Here is an 18,495-nt window from a genome sequence, read left to right as displayed (position 1 = left end):
GAGCGACGCCCTCTCGTCGTGAACGTCCGATCGGCGGGGGTCGGGTCCGCCCGGCCCCGCGCCGCCCGGCCCCTGTACCGTCCCGCCCCTACGTCGTCACGGCCCGACGCTCGGCGGCCACGATCGCGTCGAGGAGGCCGGGGAAGGCCTCGTCCGTCTCCGCGCGCCTCAGGGCGTTCATCCGTGAGGTGCCGGCGTAGTACTGCCGGATGAGGCCCGCCTCGCGCAGGATCCGAAAGTGGTGCGTGGCGGTGGACTTGGTCACGGGAAGGTCGAACGCCCCGCACTTGATGTCGGTGGGGGAGTCGCGCAGTTGTATGAGGATGCTCCGCCGTACGGGTTCGACGAGGGCTTCGAGCACCTGCTGCAGGGTGATCGTCCGCAGGTCGGGGTGGGGCGGGACGCGGTCGGTGTCCATGCCCCCATCGTACGACGGTCATAAAAGTTTGACAGTCATCGCACTTTGGGATGGGGTGCATCACGACCCTTCCCCAGGTGTGAGAGGACAACCCGATGACGGACCCGATGACCAGGACGGTGCTGTTCCACGAACTCGGCGGGCCCGAGGTGTTGAGATTGGAGAACACGCGAGTCGGCGAACCGGGACCCGGTGAGGTGCGGATCCGTGTGGACGCCATCGGCTTGAACCGGGCGGAGGCCCTGTTCCGCAGCGGCCTGTACATCGAGCCGGTGAAGCGCTTCCCCGCGCGCCTGGGTTCCGAGGCCGCCGGAGTCGTGGAGGCGGTCGGCGAGGGTGTCACCGGATTACGGCCCGGACAGTCGGTGAGCACCGTTCCCGGTTTCTCGCAGAACGACCACGGGGTCTACGCGGAGCGGGCCGTCGTGCCCGCCTCGGCGGTGTTGCGCCGCCCCGAGGGAATCGGAGCCGTCGAGGGCGCCGCGGTGTGGATGCCCTACGTGACGGCCTACGGCGCGCTCGTGGAGGTCGGTGGTATGCGGCCCGGTGACACGGTCGTGCTGAACGCGGCGTCCAGCAGCGTGGGCCTCGCGGCCATTCAAGTGGCCGAGCGCATCGGTGCCACGTCGATCGCCCTCACCCGCACCGCCGCCAAGCGGGAAGCCCTGCTCGAACAGGGCGCGGCGGAGGTGATCGTCACCGATGAGGAGGACGTGGTCGAGCGGGTGCTCGCGGCGACCGACGGTCGGGGCGCCGAGTACGTCTTCGACGCGGTCGCCGGTCCCGGCGTACGGGAACTGGGGAAGGTGGTCGCAGCAGACGGCATGCTCCTGGTGTACGGCGCCCTGAGTGGCCTGCCGACTCCCTACCCGGGCATCGACCTGGGCATGCCCGCGCTGAACATGCGGACGTACACCATGCTGGAGACGACCTCCCGGACCGAACGACTGCGACGGGCGGAGGCCTTCGTCGCCTCCGGCCTGCGCTCGGGCGCGTTCCGACCCGTGGTGGACCGGACGTTCGAACTGGACGAGATCGTCGAGGCCCACAGGTACCTGGAGTCGAACGCCCAGATCGGCAAGATCGTGGTCACCGTCTCCCACTGACTCACTGACCCGCTGACCCACTGACCCGCCTACGGGGATGCAGTTGGGTATCGGGGCGCCGGCGATCCCCTCTCACGGGTGAACTCCGCCAACGCCGTACACGGCCGCGACCGTGGTCCGCTCACCGCCGACCACGCTCGCGCCGCCGGCTCGTGGGTGCCCGTCCCGCGGTGGTGAACGCGGCCAACACGGCGGCCCGACAGACGACTTGGCGGCGCCGGCGGCCCCCGACGGCGCTCCCCGCGAGAGCGGGACGATGAGTGGTGCGGCCCCGCGCGGTGTCCCCTCAGTCGAACGGGACGTCGGCGTAGGGCGTTCGAGAACGGGTAGCAGTCAACCGGTCTCAGGTCAGCGGAATTGCCCACACCAACACACTTCACAGGCAGCGTGGGTAGAGTCCGCACCACACACATCGATCGAGGAGCCCTCATGCCCACGCAGGAGATTCCCACTCTCAAGTCCCAGTACGCCGACAAGGTCACCGCAGACCTTGATCTGAACACCGCCGAACAGGACCGCATCCGAGGGGAGATCACCTCCCTGCAGGAACGTCTGGCCGGCCTGGAGCAGGACCACGAACTCCTTGTCGGAATGCGTGCCGCGCTCGGCGACAACGCCCTGGCGGTGCCCGGTCCGCGCACCGGCAAGAAGCCCGCGGCGGTCACCGCGCCCACGAGGAAGCAGACAGGAGCGAAGACCGCGGCCACCGGCTCCGCGAAGAAGTCGACGGCGACGAAGACGTCGTCCGCGCCGAAGTCCACGGCGACCAAGTCCACCGCGACCAAGTCCACCGCGCCGAAGTCCGCGACGACCAAGGCCGCCGCGCCGAAGTCGACGGAGACGAAGGCCGCCGCCGTGGTGGCCGAGCCGAAGCAGTCCGCCGCCAAGCAGTCCGCCGCCAAGCCGGCCGCCGCGAAGAAGCCCGTGGCCAAGAAGGCGGCCTCGTCGGACAAGAACCAGGTTCCCCTGACGGAACTGATCCACCAGCACCTGACCGGTCAGACGGAGCCGAAGACGGCCGCCGAGATCTCCCAGGCCTTGGCGGTCGCGCACCCGGACCGCAGCCTCAACGACAACCTGGTGCGTACGAGCACCGAGCGTCTGGTCGCCCGTAGCCTGGCCGAGCGCGCCAAGCAGGGCTCCACGGTCTACTACACGGCCACCCGGCCCGACGCCGTGGCCGCCGTGACGCCGGCGGCGCCCGCCGACAAGGCAGTGGCGGCGGCCACCGTCTGATCCGAACCAGGCGTGGTGCGTCGGGGCTGTTTCCACCGGCAAGGCGGAGCCCGGCCGGGAGAACAGCCCCTCGCGCACGTGGACGCGCGGGACGTCGACGTGCGACCCGTGTGACCGGACGTGTCGTCAGACGGTGCCGGTGCGAGTCCGTGCGTGTTCGACGGCAGCCGCGGCGAATCCGCTGATCAGCGGGTGGGCGCGGGTGCCGTCGCCGTCGAGTTCGGGCTGGAAGAGCGTGGCCAGGAAGAAAGGGTGCGTGGACAGTTCGACGATGCGGACCTCACCGGACTCGTCGGTGCCCGGAAAGGTCAGCCCGTGTGCCCGCAGGAGTTCCAGGTGGTACGGATTGGGTCCGTAGGCACACTGGTAGCGCGCCCGGGTCCGGGCGGCCCCCAGCAACTGGGCCGCGCGCGAGTCCGGCGCCACCCTCACGGTCCCCTCGTGGCCCACCAGTGAACAGGACAGGGGGACGACGACGGCGTCCTCGGGTGCGGCCGTCGGATCGTTCTCGGTGTGTCGGGCGCGCTCCAGACCGCAGACGTCGCGGGCGAACTCCAACAGCGCGTGCTGGAAACCGCCGCAGGTGCCCAGGAAGGGAACGTCGTTCTCGCGTGCCGAACGGATCGCCTTCAGGACACCGCTCTCGCTGCGGTACGGGCTGCCGGGCAGGACCCAGACCGCGTCGAAGCCGTCCGTCCCCAGCCCGGCCTCCTCGGTGGGGATCCAGTAGGCGTCCAGGTCCAGCCCGTCCCGCAGGCGCAGCGCCTCGATCAAGCCGGGGACGCGAACGTGGGAGTGGACGGAGTCGGAACGGTCGCCCACGAGGGCGACGCGTGCGGTGGGGTTCATGGCAGCCATCCTGCTGAACAACCGGTCATCAGGTCCAACGATGATGTGCGGTACGCGCATCAGTGATACTGATGTGCATGGATCCGCATCTGCTGCGCACCTTCGTCGCGGTCCTCGACCACCGCTCCTTCTCCACCGCCGCCTCGGCCCTCGGCTACACCCAGTCCGCGGTGTCCCAGCACATCGCCGCACTCGAGACCGACTTGGGCACCAGACTGGTCGAACGCCGGCCCGTGGCGCCCACACCGGCCGGTGCCCGGCTGATGGAACACGTTCCCGCCCTGTTGCTGCGACTCGACGCCGCCCGTGCCGACATCGCCCGGCTGAACCAGGTCCCCACCAGCCGACTCGCCCTCGCCTGCTCGCCCGCCGCCCTCGGTACGGTGGTGGCTCGGGCTCTCGCCCGACTGCGGGCCGGCACCCGCGTGGACGTGGAGGTGCGCGTCCTGAGCCGGGAAGCGGTCATCGGGGACGTACTCACCGCACGGGCCGACCTCGGGCTGATCGACGGCATCACCGCCCCCAGCGACCCCCTGCCACTGCCGGACCTCGGCCCCACCACCACCACCCTTGCCGCGGCCGAGGAGCCCCTGGCGGTGATCCTTCCCCTCGACCACCCGCTGGCGGAGCGCCGATCGCTGCGGCTGCCCGACCTCACCCAGGCCCAGTGGATCGACGCCCCCGACAGCGCCGTACCGCTCGAGCGGCTGCGCACCGTGTGCCGCGCCGACGGATTCACTTCGCGGATCCGCCACCGCGGAACCGACCTGTTCGGCCTCGCCGCGCTCGCCGCGGCCGGCCACGGACTCGCGGCACTGCCCCTGTCCTCGGCCACCGCCCTGCCGGCCGTCGCGGCGGTCCGGATCGGCGCACCACGCCTGATCCACCGCACCGAACTCGTACACCCCGCCAACCCCACCGCTCCCGTGAGGCAGTTGATCGACCTCATCCTCGGGACCTCGCCGATCACGTGACGTGAGAGTGGAGAACGTGGAGGACGCCCACAGCAATGGGTACGCCACCTCAGGAGACGGCGTACCACTGGCTGGCCCAGCCGGTATTGATCGTGCTGGTGGATTGCTCGGCGAGGTTCACGGTGGCCGGGAGCGAGGTCTGCCCGGTCAGTACGGTGCTGTAGCGGAGGTTCGGCGGGGTCAGTCCCGCGTTCACCGAGATCCCGGCTCCCGTCGACTTGAGGGTGAGGCCGTTGGTGGCCCAATTCCCGTTGAGGAGCAGGGCCACGAAGTAGGTGCCGGGTTCGGCGGTGAAGGGCTTGGACAGGGGCAGCGGTTTGGCTATCGCGTCGGTCATGAGCTGCGGCGAGATGTCCGCGGTGGACGCGCGCAGGGCCCCGCGGGCGTCGTAGACACCGAGGTAGCAGTCGGAGAGTCGGGCGTTGGGGTCGACGCCGGCCAGCCCCAACCAGATGTTGGACCACGGCGTCCGCTCGCGCAGCACGATCCGCACCAGTGTGACCCGTCCGGCCACGCCCGCGACGGACTGCGCCGTCACGTGCCCCGCGTCGTTGGGGTCACCGGTCCAGGCCAGCAGATTCTGGTCCTGCGGCCGGGGACCCTCGTACCCTCCGGCGCCGCCCGGCACGGTGGACGCCCCGGGAGGGGGAGTGGCGGCGCCGCTCCCGCCCCCGCGGGGGCTCCCGTCGGGCGAGGTGCAACCGGCCAGGACGAGCAACGCCGCGAGGGCGGTGGCGAGGCCGGTCGAGACGGCGGTGGTACGGGTGCGCATGGTCCCCCCATGAGGTGCTGATGTGCCGAAGTGCCATGGTCACACGGCACCCTTCGCTCCCCGCGCCGCCCCCGGGCCCGGTACCGGGGCGTGCGTCGTCTCGGGCCGCCCCTCGTCGTCCGTCAACCGCCCGGCGCGGTGGAGGACGTCCGCGCCCAGCACGGCGGGCATGCGTGGCCGGTGCGGAGCGAGCACCAGGTCCCAGTAGCCCTCGTCGAGGTGACAGTGGTGGGTCCCTCCCGGGTCATGCTCGACCGACACCCCGGCCCGACGAAGGTGGCGGCATCTGCCGAGTCCCCGCCCTTCCCCGACGGCTCCTTCGACGCGGCCATGGCGGTCACGGCCCTCCACGCACACGGCCCCGCGTGGGCCGAACCAGACCTACCGTGCCGGGGCCCTACCGGGTCCGCCCCCGCTGCTCGGCGTACTCGGATCGGTCGGGCCGCTCGGAGCCGCCGACGGTCGCGCCGGCGGGACGGGCCAGACGTGGTCGGGCGTCACGATGGAGGTGACCGCGTTCCCGATCATCGAGGACAGGTTCTCGCCCTTGTAGTCGATGTCGGTGTTGATCAGTACCACGAGGGTCGCGTCCTCGGCCGGGAGCTGCGCGGCGATGGACTCGTAGCCGGGCAGCTCCCCGTTGTGGCCGAGCCAGCCGTTGAAGTCGAGGATGCCGAGGCCGTAAGCGGCTCCGGGAACGCCGACCGATCGGGTCTTCATCCGTTCGGCCTGTGTTTCCTCGGTGAGGAGCGTGCCGTTCGCCAGCGCGGGAGCCCAGGTGTGCAGGTCGTCGAGGTCGGAGATGGCCGCGCCGGCGGCCCAGCCCCACGAGGGATTCCAGTTGGTGGCGTCGGTGACGCTGTCGTCCGGCGTGAAGTCCGTGTACCCGTGGGCGTGCGGGTCGGGGATGGCGCTGTTGTCGGGCAGCGAGGTGTCGTTCAACTTCAGCGGCGCGAAGACGTGTTCCTCGAGGTAGTCACCGAGGTTCTGCCCGCTGACCTTCTCGATCATCATGCCGAGCAGCACGGTGTTGGTGTTGCTGTACTGCCACTTGGTGCCGGGGGCGAAGTTCGGCGGGTGACTGAAGGCGATGTCCAGGAGCTCGCGCGGGGTGTAGGCCCGATGCGGGTCGGCGCGCAGTCGCGCCAACCACGCCTTGTCCTCGGTGTAGTTGAAGAGGCCGCTGCGCATCCCCGCCAGTTGGCGCAGGGTGATGGAGTCACCGCCGGGGACACCGGTGACGTACCGGGAGATCGGGTCGTCGAGCGCGACCTTGCCCGCGTCGACCAACTGGAGGACGCCCGTGACGGTGAACGTCTTCGTGATGCTTCCGATCCTCGTGTAGAGGTCGGACTTCATGGGAGTCCCGGTCTTCGTGTTCGCGACACCGAAGGACTTCTCGTACGTCCCGCGCCGGGGGATCCACAGGCCGACGTTGAGACCCGGTACGTGGGCCTCGTCCATGATCTTCGTGATCGCCGCGTCCAGTTTCCCCACGGTCGCGGGATCGAGGTCCTGCCGCGCGGAGGCGACCGCCCGGTCCGGCGTGGTCCCCGCGCACAGGGCGGCGAGCAGGACGGCCGCCACGGCGGGTATGGCGGCCCGGATGGAGCGCCGAGCATGCGACGGGCGATACCTGCCCATGGTCGTTCACCTCTGGTCCGGGTCGATCGGACAAGCGTTTCCCGAGCCCCCGACGGTGTCTTCCACCATGGTAGGAGCGGCCCACCCGCCACGCGCGACGTCGAACCGACCACCGGACGCGCCGCCCGCCCCGTGCGCCCGCCCCGCGCGTTCACCGTCGGACCCCCGGGGCCCCCATCACGGCCTTCGGGCCGCAGCCTCGGGCCCGGGCCCCCGTGGTCGGACCACGTCGTTTTGGCCGCCGCGCCGCCGCAGACAGGAGCAGCGGGCCCGTACGTCCGGTGCGGCGCCGGACGAGGGCCGTATTGATCCGGTCTATCCGGCTGATGCCCGGCAGTTCCGCCAACTCGACGGCCGGGACCCGATCGGTTCGGTCGGGGCCGGTCGGCGCTGCCTGCTCCCTTCCATTCGGGGCTACAGCACACCCTTGCGGGTGATGGTTCGGAATGGTGTGCGGATATGTGCGGGGTGGGCGTGCGAGGTTCTCTCCCGGACAGGGCCATGGCCCACATCGTGGACGGAGACCTCGGCCTCCCGACACGGGTCGGCAGTCGGCGCGCGGATCGGGCGTCGGTCGCCCCTGTCCACGAACGCCTGCCCTCGCGTCATCGGAGGGCGGGCTCGCACTCACCGGAAGGAAACACATGAGGAAGCTCGCTTGGGCTGCACGCGGTGTCGCGGCAGTATCGGGGGCCATGCTCCTGGGAGCGCTGGCAGTGCCGTCCGCGGTCGCCGACGGCCCGGAATCCAAGGGCGCCCCGGCCTCGCCCGACAGCCGCAAGTGTCAGACGGACCGTGACGTCAGCTCGGCCGTGGTCGACTACCGCGGGAGTGTTCTGTTCGAGACCGTGTTCCGCGCGGCGACCGACCGTCAGGGCCACGCGTTCCTCAACGACAGCCGCAACCCGGGTGTCTGGATCAACCTCGGTCTGCTCGACGGCGCGCCCAAGTGCGCCCGCGGCACCGCCGTCTCGGTCACCGAGGAGGACCCCGGCCACCTCTACATCACCCTGCTGGGCGGCAACGGGAGGCTGCACCAGGCCCGCTGCGTCACCAGCAGCACGACGCCGTTCACCCCCGCGACCCTCCCCGCGGCGTGCGCCCCGGGCTTCACGACCCTCGCGGGCACGCCCGTCTAACCACTGCGCCCGGTCCTGCCCGTCAGCGCACCGGACCTGAGTGGATGTCCGCCGTCACGGCCGGCCGCACCGCGCGGTCGGCCGTGACGCGTGTGCGGCCATGATGTGTGTGCGGCCGTGGCCGTCCTTCCGCCGTGGTCAGACCGTCCCGAGGTCCGAGCTCACCCACCGCTGCGGGCGCATGTGGAACACGAGTTGCGCACCGTGGTCCTTCCAGGCGAAGTCGACGTAGCCGTCCACCTTCTCCGCCGGCAGGTACCGTGAGGCGATCTCCACGAGCTGTTCGCGTCGGGCCGGCGCCGTCGAGATGACCGGTCCCTCGACGGACACGTACCGGATCGTCGGCTCCAGGCGGTCCACCATGAGCGTGAACCGGCCTGCGGACCCGATCAGTTCGGCCTTTCGGGAGTCCCGGCCGGTCATGATCCAGAGGTCGCCGCCGGGAGCGTACTGGTACCAGATGGGGACGGTCAGCGGCGCGCGCCCACCGTCCGTGCCCGCGCTCACCGCGAAGGCGGCGACATGGGGCTCGGCGAGGAACTGCTCACGCTCGGTACGGGACAGGGCCACGGCACACTCCTTCGGTGGGGAAGACCTTCCATGAGAGGAATCTGCCCCGCTGCGCCCGCGTTCCCCGCTTCTCACCCGCATGGCGCAGGGGCCCACCCGAATCCCCGGCACCGGTCGCCGCGCGACGGACCCTCCGACAGCGGGACCTCTGTGTGGGTCTCGGTCGTGGCCCTGCTCGGCGCGGCGCGGCACGGCGCGGCACGGCCTTCGGCGGGGGAGACCTGACCAGGTCGCCCCCGCCGAAGGCCGTGAGATGGTGATCCGCCGAGGTCAGCGCGCGGCGCCGAAGTCCTGCGTCCAGTAGGAGTTCGGCTCCGCGAGGCCGACACCGATCTCCTTGAACGCGCAGTTGAGGATGTTCTCCCGGTGCCCGGGGCTGTTCATCCAGCCGTTCATGACCTGCTCGGGCGTGCTGTATCCGTAGGCGACGTTCTCGCCGTAGGTCATCCAGCTGTAGCCGGCACGGGTGATGCGCGCGCCCGGGTCCGAGCCGTCGGAGCCGGTGTGCGACATGTTGGAGTGCGCGGCCATGTCCTTGCTGTGGTTCAGCGCGGCGGTCGTCAGCTTCGCATTGACGGTGAGCGCCGAGCACCCGGCCTTGGCGCGCTCCTGGTTGACGAGGGCCACCACCTCGGCGGCCGGACCGGAGGACGGCACGGTCGGGCTGGTCGGCTGCGTCGTGGCGACGGGGGCCGTCGGGGGGGCCGGATACGGCTCCGACGGCCTCACGGGCTTCGTCGCCGTGGGGGGCTTCTTCGCGCCGGTCGACGGCTTCGTCTTGTGCGGACGGTGCGTGACCGGGGCCGGCGGCGCGGACGCCGTGGACGGTTCGACCGTCGCGATCGGGGTGCTCGCGTCGCCCGCCAGGTTCTGGAGCGATGCGTCGGGGGTGGGGGCACTGGTGGTGGGGACACTGTGGGAGGGGCGCACGTGCCGGCCGGTGGCGGTCGCCGCACCGGACTCCTGGGTGTCCAGGCACGCCATGGCGGCGGTGGGTATGCCCACGATGCCCAGGGTGACGGCGGCGATCGATATTTTCTTGTAGTGCGTCCTCTTGCGGTGCTTCATGCGTGACCTCACTTGGTTTCTGCGAAGCGTCCTGCGCCTGAGCTGCTGGAGCGCCGGGCGGGCCGCCATTCTTAGAAGCCTCGGAAGGGGCTGGCAAGTCTCGGCGTCGACTCGCGCGCCGGCGCCGCTCACCGGGCTTGAAATGGGCGGGGAGTCGTGCTGACCGGCCGGCCGACATGATCCGTGAGACGCGTGATGCTCCATCAGGAACCCATGGGGCAGGCCTGATCGCCTCGGTTCGTCTCATTCCCCGAGACGCCCATTTCGGTGGAGAGGGGAATGTCGATCCCCAACGGACAAATCTCTATATGTCCGGGAGCCGGTAGTGGACGTAATGGTTCCGTGATCTCTCGACGCCCCGTGACTCATGTCACTGTTTCGAGCGGAACCATGCGCCGTTCGGCGGCCGTGCGCCGCGTTCGCGCCCGGGTGCGTCGACCTGATCGTCGGACCGGCCGAAACGACCTTCGGGGGAGTCCCGCTCAGGCGTCGACGGACGTCCCAAGGGTCGAGGGCCGGCGATCTCCGCCCGCCCGCCCGCGCGGCAGGCCGCGACCACACCCCCGAATGTCCCCAACTTGCCCTGAGTTTCAACGTGTTGTGTGCCGCGGCGGCCGGTGAACACCTGTTGCCGGGACCCTTGCTGTGCCGTCGAGGTTCGCCAATGATGCTCCCGGCGCGCCGACCGACACGGTCGGGAACCACGCGTCACCCCCGAAATCGAACGGCCGGAGGCCTGTTGTGCGGACCAGTCATCACATCCGGAGATCATCCGTCGTCGTCGGCACCGCCCTCGCACTGGTCGTCGCCGTCGCCCAGACGGCCTTCGCGGCTCCGCCCCCGGCGCTCCCCACCAACGCCGATGCCGTCGAGCTGACCTTCCAACCGGCCTTCGACTACGACACGGACGGCTGCTACCCGACACCCGCCATCGGGCCGACCGGAGTCCTGAACGGCGGTCTCAAACCCAGCGGGGCCCTGAACGGCAACTGCCGCGATGCCTCGGACCTCGCCAACACCAACAGCTACTCCCGCGCCAAGTGCAACAACGGGTGGTGCGCCGTGGTGTACGCGCTGTACTTCGAGAAGGACCAGGCCATACCCGGCATCGGGCTCGGCGGCCATCGCCACGACTGGGAACACGTCGTGGTGTGGATCCAAGGGAACGAGGCGAAGTACGTCGCCACCTCCGCCCACGGTGACTTCAACCTCCACGCGCGCGACCGGATCCGCTGGGACGGCACGCACGCCAAGGTCGTCTACCACAAGGACGGCGTCGGAACGCACTGCTTCCGCGCGGCGAACACGAACGACGAGCCGCCCGAGAACCACCGCGGCACCTGGCAGTTCCCCGCGCTCGTGGGCTGGTCGGGCTACCCGGCGACGCTGCGGGACAAGCTCAGCCAGGCCGACTTCGGCAGTGCGCACTTCGGCCTGAAGGACGACTCCTTCTCGTCCCACCTCGCGAAGGCCAAACCGGCGGGCATCCCCTTCGACCCGTACCAGTAGACGCGACCCAAGGCGCCCGGCCACGAGGACCGGGGCGGGGCCGACGAGGGAGACCCGAGCGGGTCCGGCCGGGCCCCGGTCGTCACGGCCGCGGTGTCGGCACGCGGCGTGGAGCCGGCTCCCCCGGGATGCCCACCGGCGGGCCGGAGCGGCTGCGGGCCGGGACGCCCCGGTCGAAGCCGACGGACGTGAAGCGCCCGCGCAACGCGCGGTCGAGGACCACGAGCGACGAGGCTTCGGCCAGCCCGTGCGGGACCGGCACGGGCTCTCCCGGCCTCGGCGGCAGCCGCCGGGGCGCCTCCAGCCCCAGGAGCAGCCGCTCCAGCCGTCGGTGGTGGCGGGCGAAGACCCGCGCCGGTGCCCACCGGCCGCGGGCCTCCTGGCCCGCGAGCGCGTCCGCGGCGGACACGGCCAGCATCACCACGTGGAGTTCCCGGCCGTGTCGCGCCGCCGACCTCGCCAGCCAGCGGCGGATCCAGGGCCGGCTCCCGCAGTCGTGGACCAGCAGCGGCCTGCCCGTGCCGAGGGCCTCGCGCAGTCTCCGTACGTACTCGATCCGGGCCCACGGCCGGTACACCGCGTAGGGCAGTCGGGCCGGCACCCGGGCCCGGCAGGACTCGCGGACGTCGCGGGGATCGACCGTGAGCGTGCCGGGGGACCAGGCCCGCAACAGGGTGCTCTTGCCGCTGCCCGGCAGCCCCGATATGACCACCACCGCACCCGGGGGATAGGACAGGCGGTCCGCCCCCACGTCACGTCCCCGCAGGTCCACGAGACCGCGCGGCCGCAATGCCGCCGGGTCTGCCTGTTCCATGCCGCTCATGTGGGCCCGCCCCTCGCTCCGTACGACGCCCCCGTCGGCCCGCGGGCCGACGGCGGGCAGGACACTGCCCGCGACGTCGCGCGGTCGCCTTCGGTCGACGGAGCCGTGGAAGTCGACGGTGCCGTGGAAGAACGTCAGGACGGGGATACACCGGCAGACGCTACCCCGGTGCCGAACCGGACCCGGCGGGGGGATCGACAAGCAGGTGCGCCCCGCGGGCCGTTCCGTCACGACGGAACGGCCCGCGGGGCGCACCTCCCGTCGGCCGGCACCGCGAGGCGCCGGCCGACGGGACGCGTCAGGCGTCGCCTTCGTGCGTGGCCGCGCCGACGAGTTCCTCCAGGAGGTCCTCCATGGTGACGAAGCCGAGGACATCGCCCTCGTCGCCGGTGACGGCGGCCAGGTGGGTTCCGGCATCCCGCATGGCGGTCATCGTGTCGTCCATCGGGGTACCGAGGGAGACCTTGACGATCGGGTGCAGGGCGCCGCGGGGGAACGGCGCCGCACGGTCGTGGGCCGCGAGGGCGTCCTTGATGTGGAGGTAGCCGAGGATCGTCCCGCCGGGGCCGGTGACGGGCAGGCGGGAGTAGCCGCACTCGGCCGCGATGCGCTCCAGCCCGCGCGGGGTGATCTCGTGCCCCACGGTGACCGTGTCGCCGAGCGGCACCATCACCTCGCCGACGGCCCGCCTTCCGAGCTCGAGGGCGTCGCGTAGGCGTTCGCCGTCCTCGGGGTCGATGAGGCCGGCGGCGCTGGAGTCCTTGATCAGCCGGGCGAGCTCGTCGTCGTTGAACACGGAGGCGATCTCGTCCTTCGGCTCGACCTTGAGCAGCCGCAGCAGTGTGTTGGCGAAGGCGTTGATGCCGAAGACGAACGGACGCAGCGCCCGGGTGAGGGTGACGAGGGGCGGCCCGAGCAGGAGCGCCGTCGGGGCGGGCGAGGCGAGCGCGATGTTCTTGGGGACCATCTCGCCGATCAGCATGTGCAGGTACGTCGCCGCGGTCAGCGCGACGACGAACGCGATCGGATGGATCAGCCCCTCGGGGATGCCGATCGCCTCGAAAGGGGGCTCCAGCAGGTGCGCGATGGCGGGCTCGGCGACCGCGCCGAGGACCAGCGACGAGACCGTGATGCCGAGTTGGGCGGTGGCCATCATCGCCGAGAGGTGTTCGAGCGCCCACAGGGTGCTCTTCGCCCGCCGGTCGCCCTTGAGCGCCGCCGGTTCGATCTGACTGCGGCGCACCGAGATCAGCGCGAACTCGGCCCCGACGAAGAAGGCGTTGGTGACGAGGGTGAACGCGCCGATCAACAACTGGATCGCGGTCATCGGCTCTGCTCCCGGTCGACGACGGAATCGGCGGGGGCGACGATCGAGACCCGGTCCGCCCGGTGGTGGTCTATGTCGAGGACGGACAGCTCCCAGCCGTCCAACCTCACGTTGTCGCCCTCGACGGGGATGCGCTCCAAGACGGAGGCGAGGAGACCGGCGACCGTCTCGTAGGGGCCTTCGGGGACGTCGAAGCCGATCTCCTGGAGTTCGTCTACGCGGATGCCGCCGTCGACCTCCCAGGTGCGTCGGCCGTCCTCGTCCGGTCCCTCGATGAGGGCGGGGACCTCGACGGGGTCGTGCTCGTCGCGGACCTCGCCGACGACCTCCTCGACGATGTCCTCGACCGTCGCGACGCCCGCGGTGCCGCCGTACTCGTCGATGATCACGGCCATGGTGCGGGCCCTGCGCAGCCGTCCCAGGAGCGTGTCGACCGGGAGGGAGTGCGGCACGAGCAGCGCGGAGGTCATCAGGTCCGTGACCGGTGTCCTGCCGCGCTCGTCCTCGTCCAACGCCAGCACGTCACGGATGTGGAGCGTGCCGATGACCTCGTCCAGCGTGTCGCGGTAGACGGGGAACCGGGAGATGCCGGTGGTCAGGGTCAGGTGCGCGGCGTCGGTGGCCGTCGCGCGGGCCTCCAGCGCCCGGACGTCCACGCGCGGGGTCATCACGTTCTCCGCGGTCAGCTCGGCCAGGTGCAGGGTCTTGACGAACAGCTCGGCCGAGTCGGCCTCGATCGCGCCCGCCCGGGCGGAGTGCTGGACCAGTGCGACCAGTTCCTCCGGAGTGCGGGCGGAGGCCAACTCCTCGGCGGGCTCCAGGCCGAAGCGCCGTACGAGCCGGTTCGCGGCGTTGTTCAGGTGCCGGATGAGCGGGGCGAACGCGGCGGTGAACGCGCGCTGGGGGCCGGCGACGACCTTCGCGACGGCGAGCGGCCGGGCGATGGCCCAGTTCTTCGGTACGAGTTCGCCGACCACCATCAGCACCACCGTCGACAGGGCCACGCCCAGCAGGGTCGCGGTGGTCGACACGGCGCCGGCGGGCAGGCCGGCCGCTTCGAGCGGCCCGCGCAGCAGCGCGGAGACGGCGGGCTCGGCCAGCATGCCGATGACCAGCGAGGTCACCGTGATGCCGAGCTGGGCCCCGGAGAGCTGGAAGGTGAGGCGCTTGGCGGCCTTCAACGCGCTCTCGGCGCCGCGCTCGCCCGCCGCGACGGCGCGGTCGAGCTCACTGCGCTCGACGGTGGTCAGAGAGAACTCGGCGGCGACGAACACCGCGCACGCCAGCGTCAGCGCGAGCGCCAGGAGCAGCAGCAGGACCTGGGTCACCGTGCCACCCCCGCTCCCGGGCTGAGGATCCGCGGGCAGGACGTGGCACGGCTCGGACTGGGAGGTTCACCCATCGCGGGTCTGCTGCTCCTTCTTCTTCATCGGTCTTCAACGGGGTCTGATCGGTCTTCATCGGGGGTCATGCGGTCGGACTGCTCGCGGTGATCCGCGAGCGAGGCCACCCGGCGCGGACACCCGGCGGGGACACCCGGCCTCCATGGTAAAGGATCGGCAAAGGGGTCGGTCCGGGTGTCCCGCGCCCCATGTTTCTACAGCTCTGTAGAAAATGCGAGGGGTGATCGAGGGGTGATCGGAGGGGTGAGCGCCGGATCATGCCCCGACGTGCCCGCCAGGGGTCGGCTCGTCCTTGCGGTGGGAGGAGGTCACGCGGAACAGTCGCGGCTGGATGTCGGTCGCGAGGGCGGACGCCGCCTTCATGTGGGCGCGGGCCTCGGGGTCGGCCAGCACCGCGTGATAGTGCTCCTCGGACTCCCACTGGGCGTAGTTGATCACACGTCGCCCGTCCTGGCTGGCGTGGAAGGTGGCGCTGACGAAGCCCGGCTGGTGCTTCATCGTCTCCTCGGTGGCGCGTGCCAGCAGATCGGTCAGCTCCTGCTGGTGCTCGGGGGCGACCGTGAAGACGTTGATCAGCGTCGTCACGGGACGGGTCGAGTCGATGGTCGCGATAACGGTCATGGAGCCATCTTCCGTGCGGGGAGCCTTTGTTGCCTCCCGTCGCGCGCGTTTCCCCGATCGAATGCCGCGGCGGTCCACCGGCGCTCCCCGTCGAACCGACGTCACCGGCCGCCCGCGGCCAGCCGCGCCGCCGCGCTCTCCAGCAGCATCTCCAGCGCCACCGGATACGCACTGTCCGCCATCCGCGCCGCCAGCAGCCCCGCCGTGGCCGCGATGTGCGGGTAGCGGTCCGCGGGCAGGGCCGCGTACGTCGTCTCCCACATGGCCTCGTCCGCGGAGCGGTCCTCCTCGGCCAGCGCCAGGGCCCCGGCGTCCAGCGCGGAGAAGGCCAGGCTCTGGTCGATGAACGCGTGATAGATCCGCACGGCCGCCGGATCCTCGAAACCGGCCGTCCGCAGCACCCCCAGCACGGCCTCGTCCGCGGCGATCTCCCGGGGCCGTCCGCTCACCCGGCTCGCCGTCAGCACCGCCGCCTGCGGATGCGCCAGATACGCCCGGTGGATCCGCAGCCCCAGCTCGCGCAGGTCGGCCCGCCAGTCCCCACCCGCGGCCCAGCCGTCCAGTGCCCGCCCGATCAGCTCCTCGCCGATCGCCCGGGTCAGCTCGTCCATCCCCGCGAAGTACCGGTACAAGGTGCTGGGATCGGCGCCGAGCGCGGCCCCCAACCTGCGCGCGCTCAGCCCCGCGCTGCCGTGCTCGCGCAGCATCCGCAGCGCCGTCTCGACGATCAGCCGCTCCGACAGCACCGTTCCCGTGCGTGTCGGCCGCCGTCGCCTGCGCCCCTCCTCGGGCACCACCTGCTTCGCCATGATCGCCCCTCCATCCCACTCGCACCCTTACGCCAACACCATTGACCTTAACTCGGCGGCGCGGGTTTGATCCCCCGAGGGAAGGCCTTCCGGGCTTCCCCTGTTACCCCGCTCCCACCCGTACGAAGGGTCTGACCATGCGCGTCCTCCTGATGGGTGCCGGCGGCGTCGGCACCGCGATATCCCGGATCGCCGCCCGCCGCACGTTCCTCACCCACGTCACCGTCGCCGACTACGACCTCTCCCGCGCCGAGGCGGCCGTCCATGCGCTCGGTCCGGCCGAGACCCGTTTCGACGCCGTCCGGGCCGATGCCTCCGACGAGGCCGCCGTGACCGCCCTGCTCTCCTCCGGCGGCTACGACGTCCTGCTCAACGCCACCGATCCGCGGTTCGTGATGCCCCTGTTCCGGGCGGCCCTCGGCGCCGGCACGCACTACCTCGACATGGCCATGTCCCTCTCCTACCCGGACCCGGACCGCCCCTACGAGCAGTGCGGCGTACGGCTCGGTGACGCCCAGTTCGAGCTGGCCGACGCGTGGCGCGCGGCGGACCGCCTCGCGCTGGTCGGCATGGGCGTCGAACCCGGCCTGTCGGACGTCTTCGCCCGCCACGCCGCGGACGAGCTCTTCGACGAGATCGAGGAAATCGGGGTCCGCGACGGCGCGAACCTCACCGTCGACGGATACGAGTTCGCCCCCTCCTTCAACATCTGGACCACCATCGAGGAATGTCTCAACCCGCCCGTGGTGTACGAGGAGGGACGCGGCTGGTTCACCACCGAGCCGTTCAGCGAGCCCGAGGTATTCGACTTCCCCGAGGGCATCGGCCCCGTCGAGTGCGTCAACGTCGAACACGAGGAGGTGCTGCTGATGCCCCGATGGCTCCGGGCCCGGCGGGTCACCTTCAAGTACGGCCTGGGCGAGGACTTCATCGGCAAGCTCGAGACCCTCCACGCGCTCGGTCTGGACAGCACCGAACCGGTGACCGTGCCCGGCCCGGACGGCCCGGTCCGCGTGTCCCCCCGGGACGTGGTCGCCGCCTGCCTGCCCGACCCGGCGACCCTCGGCGACCGCATGTCCGGCAAGACCTGCGCCGGCACCTGGGTGAAGGGCGTGAAGGACGGCGCGCCGCGCGAGGTGTACCTGTACCACGTGGTCGACAACGAGTGGTCCATGAGCGAGTACGGCTCCCAGGCCGTGGTCTGGCAGACCGCCGTCAACCCCGTCGTGGCCCTGGAACTCCTGGCCACGGGCGCCTGGAAGGGCGCCGGTGTGCTGGGCCCCGAGGCCCTGCCCGCCCGCCCCTTCCTGGACCTGCTCACCGCCTACGGATCCCCGTGGGGCATGCGCGAGCAGTGACGGGTCCGAGCGCTACCGCGCAGACCCTCGACAAGCACCACCCGCCCCACGTCTCCGCATGGGCGCGCCGCTCCAGGGCACAGGACGCCCAAAGCCGTTGTAGGACAACAGGGTTGGGGGAGACGCGTGAGAGCGTTGAACAAGTGGTTGGCCGCTCACCTGTGGGCTCAGGCGTTGTTCATGGTCGCGATCGGTGCGGGGGTGATCCTGCTGCTCAGTCCCGGGCAGTCCCCGGTGGAGGCCGTCGTGCGTGCCGCGGTGGGCGCCGTCGGGGCGCTGGGCGTCCTGCTCCTCGTCCGCCGCCGCGAGCGCCGGGCGGCGGGTGGCGTCTCCAACGAGGAGTACGTGTCACTGGACGACCGTCTGCGCCACAACCAGGTCCCGGAATCCGCCGACGAGCGGGCCACCATGGGACGCCTGGTACAGGAGAGGCTGCGGGCGACTCGACACCGTCGCGCGGCGCTGGTGTTCCTGGCCCTGATGTTCACGGCCATCGTGGTGCTGGTGGGGTTCACGGCCAGTGGCCTCCAGACCGTGGTCTTCGCCCTCTTCGCGGCGGGCTTCATGGGGTGGATGACATGGACCGCCGCTCGGCAGCACCGCGTTCTGCTGCGGATGGCGGCCACCCTCGGCGTCCGACCTCGATGAGGGGGAGCCGCGAGGCCGTTTTCCCCTCGACGGAAAAAAGACGTGAGCGCGGGGTGTGAGAACGCGTCGCATGGGCAGACGGGCCCTGCAAGTCATCCGTCCAGGGGAGGAACGGTTCCATGTCTTACGCCGCCGCAGTTGTCAGCCCTTCTCTCGATGTGCGGGTCGCGCCGTGTGTCGCGCCGCCGGTGGGGTCGGTGGTCGGGGGGTCGGGTTCGTCG

19 protein-coding genes are annotated in these 18,495 nt (G+C 71.1%); 7 read left to right on the top strand and 12 right to left on the bottom strand.

Annotation, left to right across the window (positions count from 1 at the left end; genetic code table 11):
- Positions 1–88 precede the first annotated feature (88 nt).
- Positions 89–418 carry a helix-turn-helix transcriptional regulator gene (locus tag ACFYW3_RS21910; RefSeq protein WP_351759194.1) on the bottom strand — a complete coding sequence of 110 codons (330 nt, stop codon included), beginning with the start codon at positions 416–418 and terminating at the stop codon, positions 89–91.
- Between the two features lie 107 nt (positions 419–525).
- Here ACFYW3_RS21910 and ACFYW3_RS21905 point away from each other — a divergent pair, with 107 nt between their 5' ends.
- On the top strand, positions 526–1,524 hold the full coding sequence (locus tag ACFYW3_RS21905; RefSeq protein WP_389387180.1) for a zinc-dependent alcohol dehydrogenase family protein: 999 nt from the start codon (positions 526–528) through the stop codon (positions 1,522–1,524).
- Between the two features lie 429 nt (positions 1,525–1,953).
- Entirely contained in the window at positions 1,954–2,760 is an 807-nt protein-coding gene (locus ACFYW3_RS21900; RefSeq protein WP_389387025.1) for a hypothetical protein, read from the top strand.
- A 126-nt stretch (positions 2,761–2,886) separates the two neighbouring features.
- Here the strand turns inward: ACFYW3_RS21900 and ACFYW3_RS21895 are convergent, their stop codons facing one another.
- A complete protein-coding gene (locus ACFYW3_RS21895) occupies positions 2,887–3,609 on the bottom strand; it encodes a hypothetical protein (protein WP_389387024.1) in 723 nt (240 codons plus the stop codon).
- Between the two features lie 77 nt (positions 3,610–3,686).
- Here ACFYW3_RS21895 and ACFYW3_RS21890 point away from each other — a divergent pair, with 77 nt between their 5' ends.
- A complete protein-coding gene (locus ACFYW3_RS21890; protein ID WP_389387023.1) occupies positions 3,687–4,583 on the top strand; it encodes a LysR family transcriptional regulator in 897 nt (298 codons plus the stop codon).
- Positions 4,584–4,632: 49 nt separating this feature from the next.
- On the opposite strand, the gene ACFYW3_RS21885 is transcribed toward ACFYW3_RS21890, so the two are convergent.
- The 3 genes from ACFYW3_RS21885 to ACFYW3_RS21875 form a co-directional block, all read right to left on the bottom strand.
- Entirely contained in the window at positions 4,633–5,355 is a 723-nt protein-coding gene (locus ACFYW3_RS21885) for a hypothetical protein (protein ID WP_389387022.1), read from the bottom strand.
- 39 nt (positions 5,356–5,394) lie between these two features.
- Complete coding sequence (locus ACFYW3_RS21880; protein WP_389387021.1) at positions 5,395–5,616, bottom strand: hypothetical protein; 222 nt, start codon at positions 5,614–5,616, stop codon at positions 5,395–5,397.
- Positions 5,617–5,736: 120 nt separating this feature from the next.
- On the bottom strand, positions 5,737–6,999 hold the full coding sequence (locus ACFYW3_RS21875; protein WP_389387020.1) for a serine hydrolase domain-containing protein: 1,263 nt from the start codon (positions 6,997–6,999) through the stop codon (positions 5,737–5,739).
- Between the two features lie 644 nt (positions 7,000–7,643).
- Here ACFYW3_RS21875 and ACFYW3_RS21870 point away from each other — a divergent pair.
- Positions 7,644–8,138: a hypothetical protein gene (locus ACFYW3_RS21870; protein WP_351759176.1), complete on the top strand. Its 495-nt coding sequence runs from the start codon at positions 7,644–7,646 to the stop codon at positions 8,136–8,138.
- 138 nt (positions 8,139–8,276) lie between these two features.
- Here ACFYW3_RS21870 and ACFYW3_RS21865 read toward each other — a convergent pair whose 3' ends face one another.
- Together ACFYW3_RS21865 and ACFYW3_RS21860 are read right to left on the bottom strand one after the other, a co-directional pair.
- Positions 8,277–8,708, bottom strand: coding sequence for a pyridoxamine 5'-phosphate oxidase family protein (locus tag ACFYW3_RS21865; protein WP_389387019.1), 432 nt, complete (start codon positions 8,706–8,708; stop codon positions 8,277–8,279).
- Positions 8,709–8,978: 270 nt separating this feature from the next.
- On the bottom strand, positions 8,979–9,776 hold the full coding sequence (locus tag ACFYW3_RS21860) for a CAP domain-containing protein (RefSeq protein ID WP_389387018.1): 798 nt from the start codon (positions 9,774–9,776) through the stop codon (positions 8,979–8,981).
- A gap of 741 nt (positions 9,777–10,517) precedes the next feature.
- Here ACFYW3_RS21860 and ACFYW3_RS21855 point away from each other — a divergent pair.
- Entirely contained in the window at positions 10,518–11,285 is a 768-nt protein-coding gene (locus tag ACFYW3_RS21855; RefSeq protein ID WP_351763763.1) for an NPP1 family protein, read from the top strand.
- 82 nt (positions 11,286–11,367) lie between these two features.
- Here ACFYW3_RS21855 and ACFYW3_RS21850 read toward each other — a convergent pair whose 3' ends face one another.
- The 5 genes from ACFYW3_RS21850 to ACFYW3_RS21830 all read right to left on the bottom strand — a co-directional run bounded on the left by ACFYW3_RS21850 (position 11,368) and on the right by ACFYW3_RS21830 (position 16,268).
- Positions 11,368–12,108: an AAA family ATPase gene (locus ACFYW3_RS21850; protein ID WP_389387017.1), complete on the bottom strand. Its 741-nt coding sequence runs from the start codon at positions 12,106–12,108 to the stop codon at positions 11,368–11,370.
- Positions 12,109–12,406: 298 nt separating this feature from the next.
- Entirely contained in the window at positions 12,407–13,435 is a 1,029-nt protein-coding gene (locus tag ACFYW3_RS21845) for a hemolysin family protein (protein ID WP_389387016.1), read from the bottom strand.
- The gene (locus ACFYW3_RS21840; protein ID WP_351763664.1) at positions 13,432–14,763 is read right to left on the bottom strand and encodes a hemolysin family protein; all 1,332 of its coding nucleotides are present in this window, start codon (positions 14,761–14,763) and stop codon (positions 13,432–13,434) included. Before ACFYW3_RS21840 ends, ACFYW3_RS21845 begins: the two co-directional genes overlap by 4 nt.
- A 330-nt stretch (positions 14,764–15,093) precedes the next feature.
- Positions 15,094–15,459: an antibiotic biosynthesis monooxygenase family protein gene (locus ACFYW3_RS21835; protein WP_351763666.1), complete on the bottom strand. Its 366-nt coding sequence runs from the start codon at positions 15,457–15,459 to the stop codon at positions 15,094–15,096.
- Positions 15,460–15,560: 101 nt separating this feature from the next.
- Positions 15,561–16,268, bottom strand: coding sequence for a TetR/AcrR family transcriptional regulator (locus ACFYW3_RS21830; protein ID WP_351763668.1), 708 nt, complete (start codon positions 16,266–16,268; stop codon positions 15,561–15,563).
- A 137-nt stretch (positions 16,269–16,405) separates the two neighbouring features.
- Between ACFYW3_RS21830 and ACFYW3_RS21825 the strand changes: the two genes are divergently transcribed.
- Positions 16,406–17,626 (top strand): saccharopine dehydrogenase C-terminal domain-containing protein, encoded by a 1,221-nt coding sequence (locus tag ACFYW3_RS21825; RefSeq protein ID WP_351763670.1) that lies wholly within the window; start codon positions 16,406–16,408, stop codon positions 17,624–17,626.
- 126 nt (positions 17,627–17,752) lie between these two features.
- Positions 17,753–18,274 (top strand): hypothetical protein, encoded by a 522-nt coding sequence (locus tag ACFYW3_RS21820; RefSeq protein WP_351763672.1) that lies wholly within the window; start codon positions 17,753–17,755, stop codon positions 18,272–18,274.
- Positions 18,275–18,495: the final 221 nt, after the last annotated feature.

The sequence above is a fragment of the Streptomyces sp. NPDC002602 genome, assembly GCF_042889445.1.
Lineage (GTDB): Bacteria > Actinomycetota > Actinomycetes > Streptomycetales > Streptomycetaceae > Streptomyces.
The sequence above is the reverse complement of the archived record's forward strand: the minus strand, read 5'-3'. Positions and strand labels throughout refer to the sequence as shown.

Coding starts and splice junctions, on each gene's coding strand:
- ACFYW3_RS21830 (WP_351763668.1), bottom strand. CDS start 16,268: ATGGCGAAGCAGGTGGTGCCCGAGGAGGGGCGCAGGCGACGGCGGCCG.
- ACFYW3_RS21895 (WP_389387024.1), bottom strand. CDS start 3,609: ATGAACCCCACCGCACGCGTCGCCCTCGTGGGCGACCGTTCCGACTCC.
- ACFYW3_RS21875 (WP_389387020.1), bottom strand. CDS start 6,999: ATGGGCAGGTATCGCCCGTCGCATGCTCGGCGCTCCATCCGGGCCGCC.
- ACFYW3_RS21850 (WP_389387017.1), bottom strand. CDS start 12,108: ATGAGCGGCATGGAACAGGCAGACCCGGCGGCATTGCGGCCGCGCGGT.
- ACFYW3_RS21870 (WP_351759176.1), top strand. CDS start 7,644: ATGAGGAAGCTCGCTTGGGCTGCACGCGGTGTCGCGGCAGTATCGGGG.
- ACFYW3_RS21825 (WP_351763670.1), top strand. CDS start 16,406: ATGCGCGTCCTCCTGATGGGTGCCGGCGGCGTCGGCACCGCGATATCC.
- ACFYW3_RS21900 (WP_389387025.1), top strand. CDS start 1,954: ATGCCCACGCAGGAGATTCCCACTCTCAAGTCCCAGTACGCCGACAAG.
- ACFYW3_RS21885 (WP_389387022.1), bottom strand. CDS start 5,355: ATGCGCACCCGTACCACCGCCGTCTCGACCGGCCTCGCCACCGCCCTC.
- ACFYW3_RS21910 (WP_351759194.1), bottom strand. CDS start 418: ATGGACACCGACCGCGTCCCGCCCCACCCCGACCTGCGGACGATCACC.
- ACFYW3_RS21860 (WP_389387018.1), bottom strand. CDS start 9,776: ATGAAGCACCGCAAGAGGACGCACTACAAGAAAATATCGATCGCCGCC.
- ACFYW3_RS21835 (WP_351763666.1), bottom strand. CDS start 15,459: ATGACCGTTATCGCGACCATCGACTCGACCCGTCCCGTGACGACGCTG.
- ACFYW3_RS21890 (WP_389387023.1), top strand. CDS start 3,687: ATGGATCCGCATCTGCTGCGCACCTTCGTCGCGGTCCTCGACCACCGC.
- ACFYW3_RS21905 (WP_389387180.1), top strand. CDS start 526: ATGACCAGGACGGTGCTGTTCCACGAACTCGGCGGGCCCGAGGTGTTG.
- ACFYW3_RS21845 (WP_389387016.1), bottom strand. CDS start 13,435: ATGACCGCGATCCAGTTGTTGATCGGCGCGTTCACCCTCGTCACCAAC.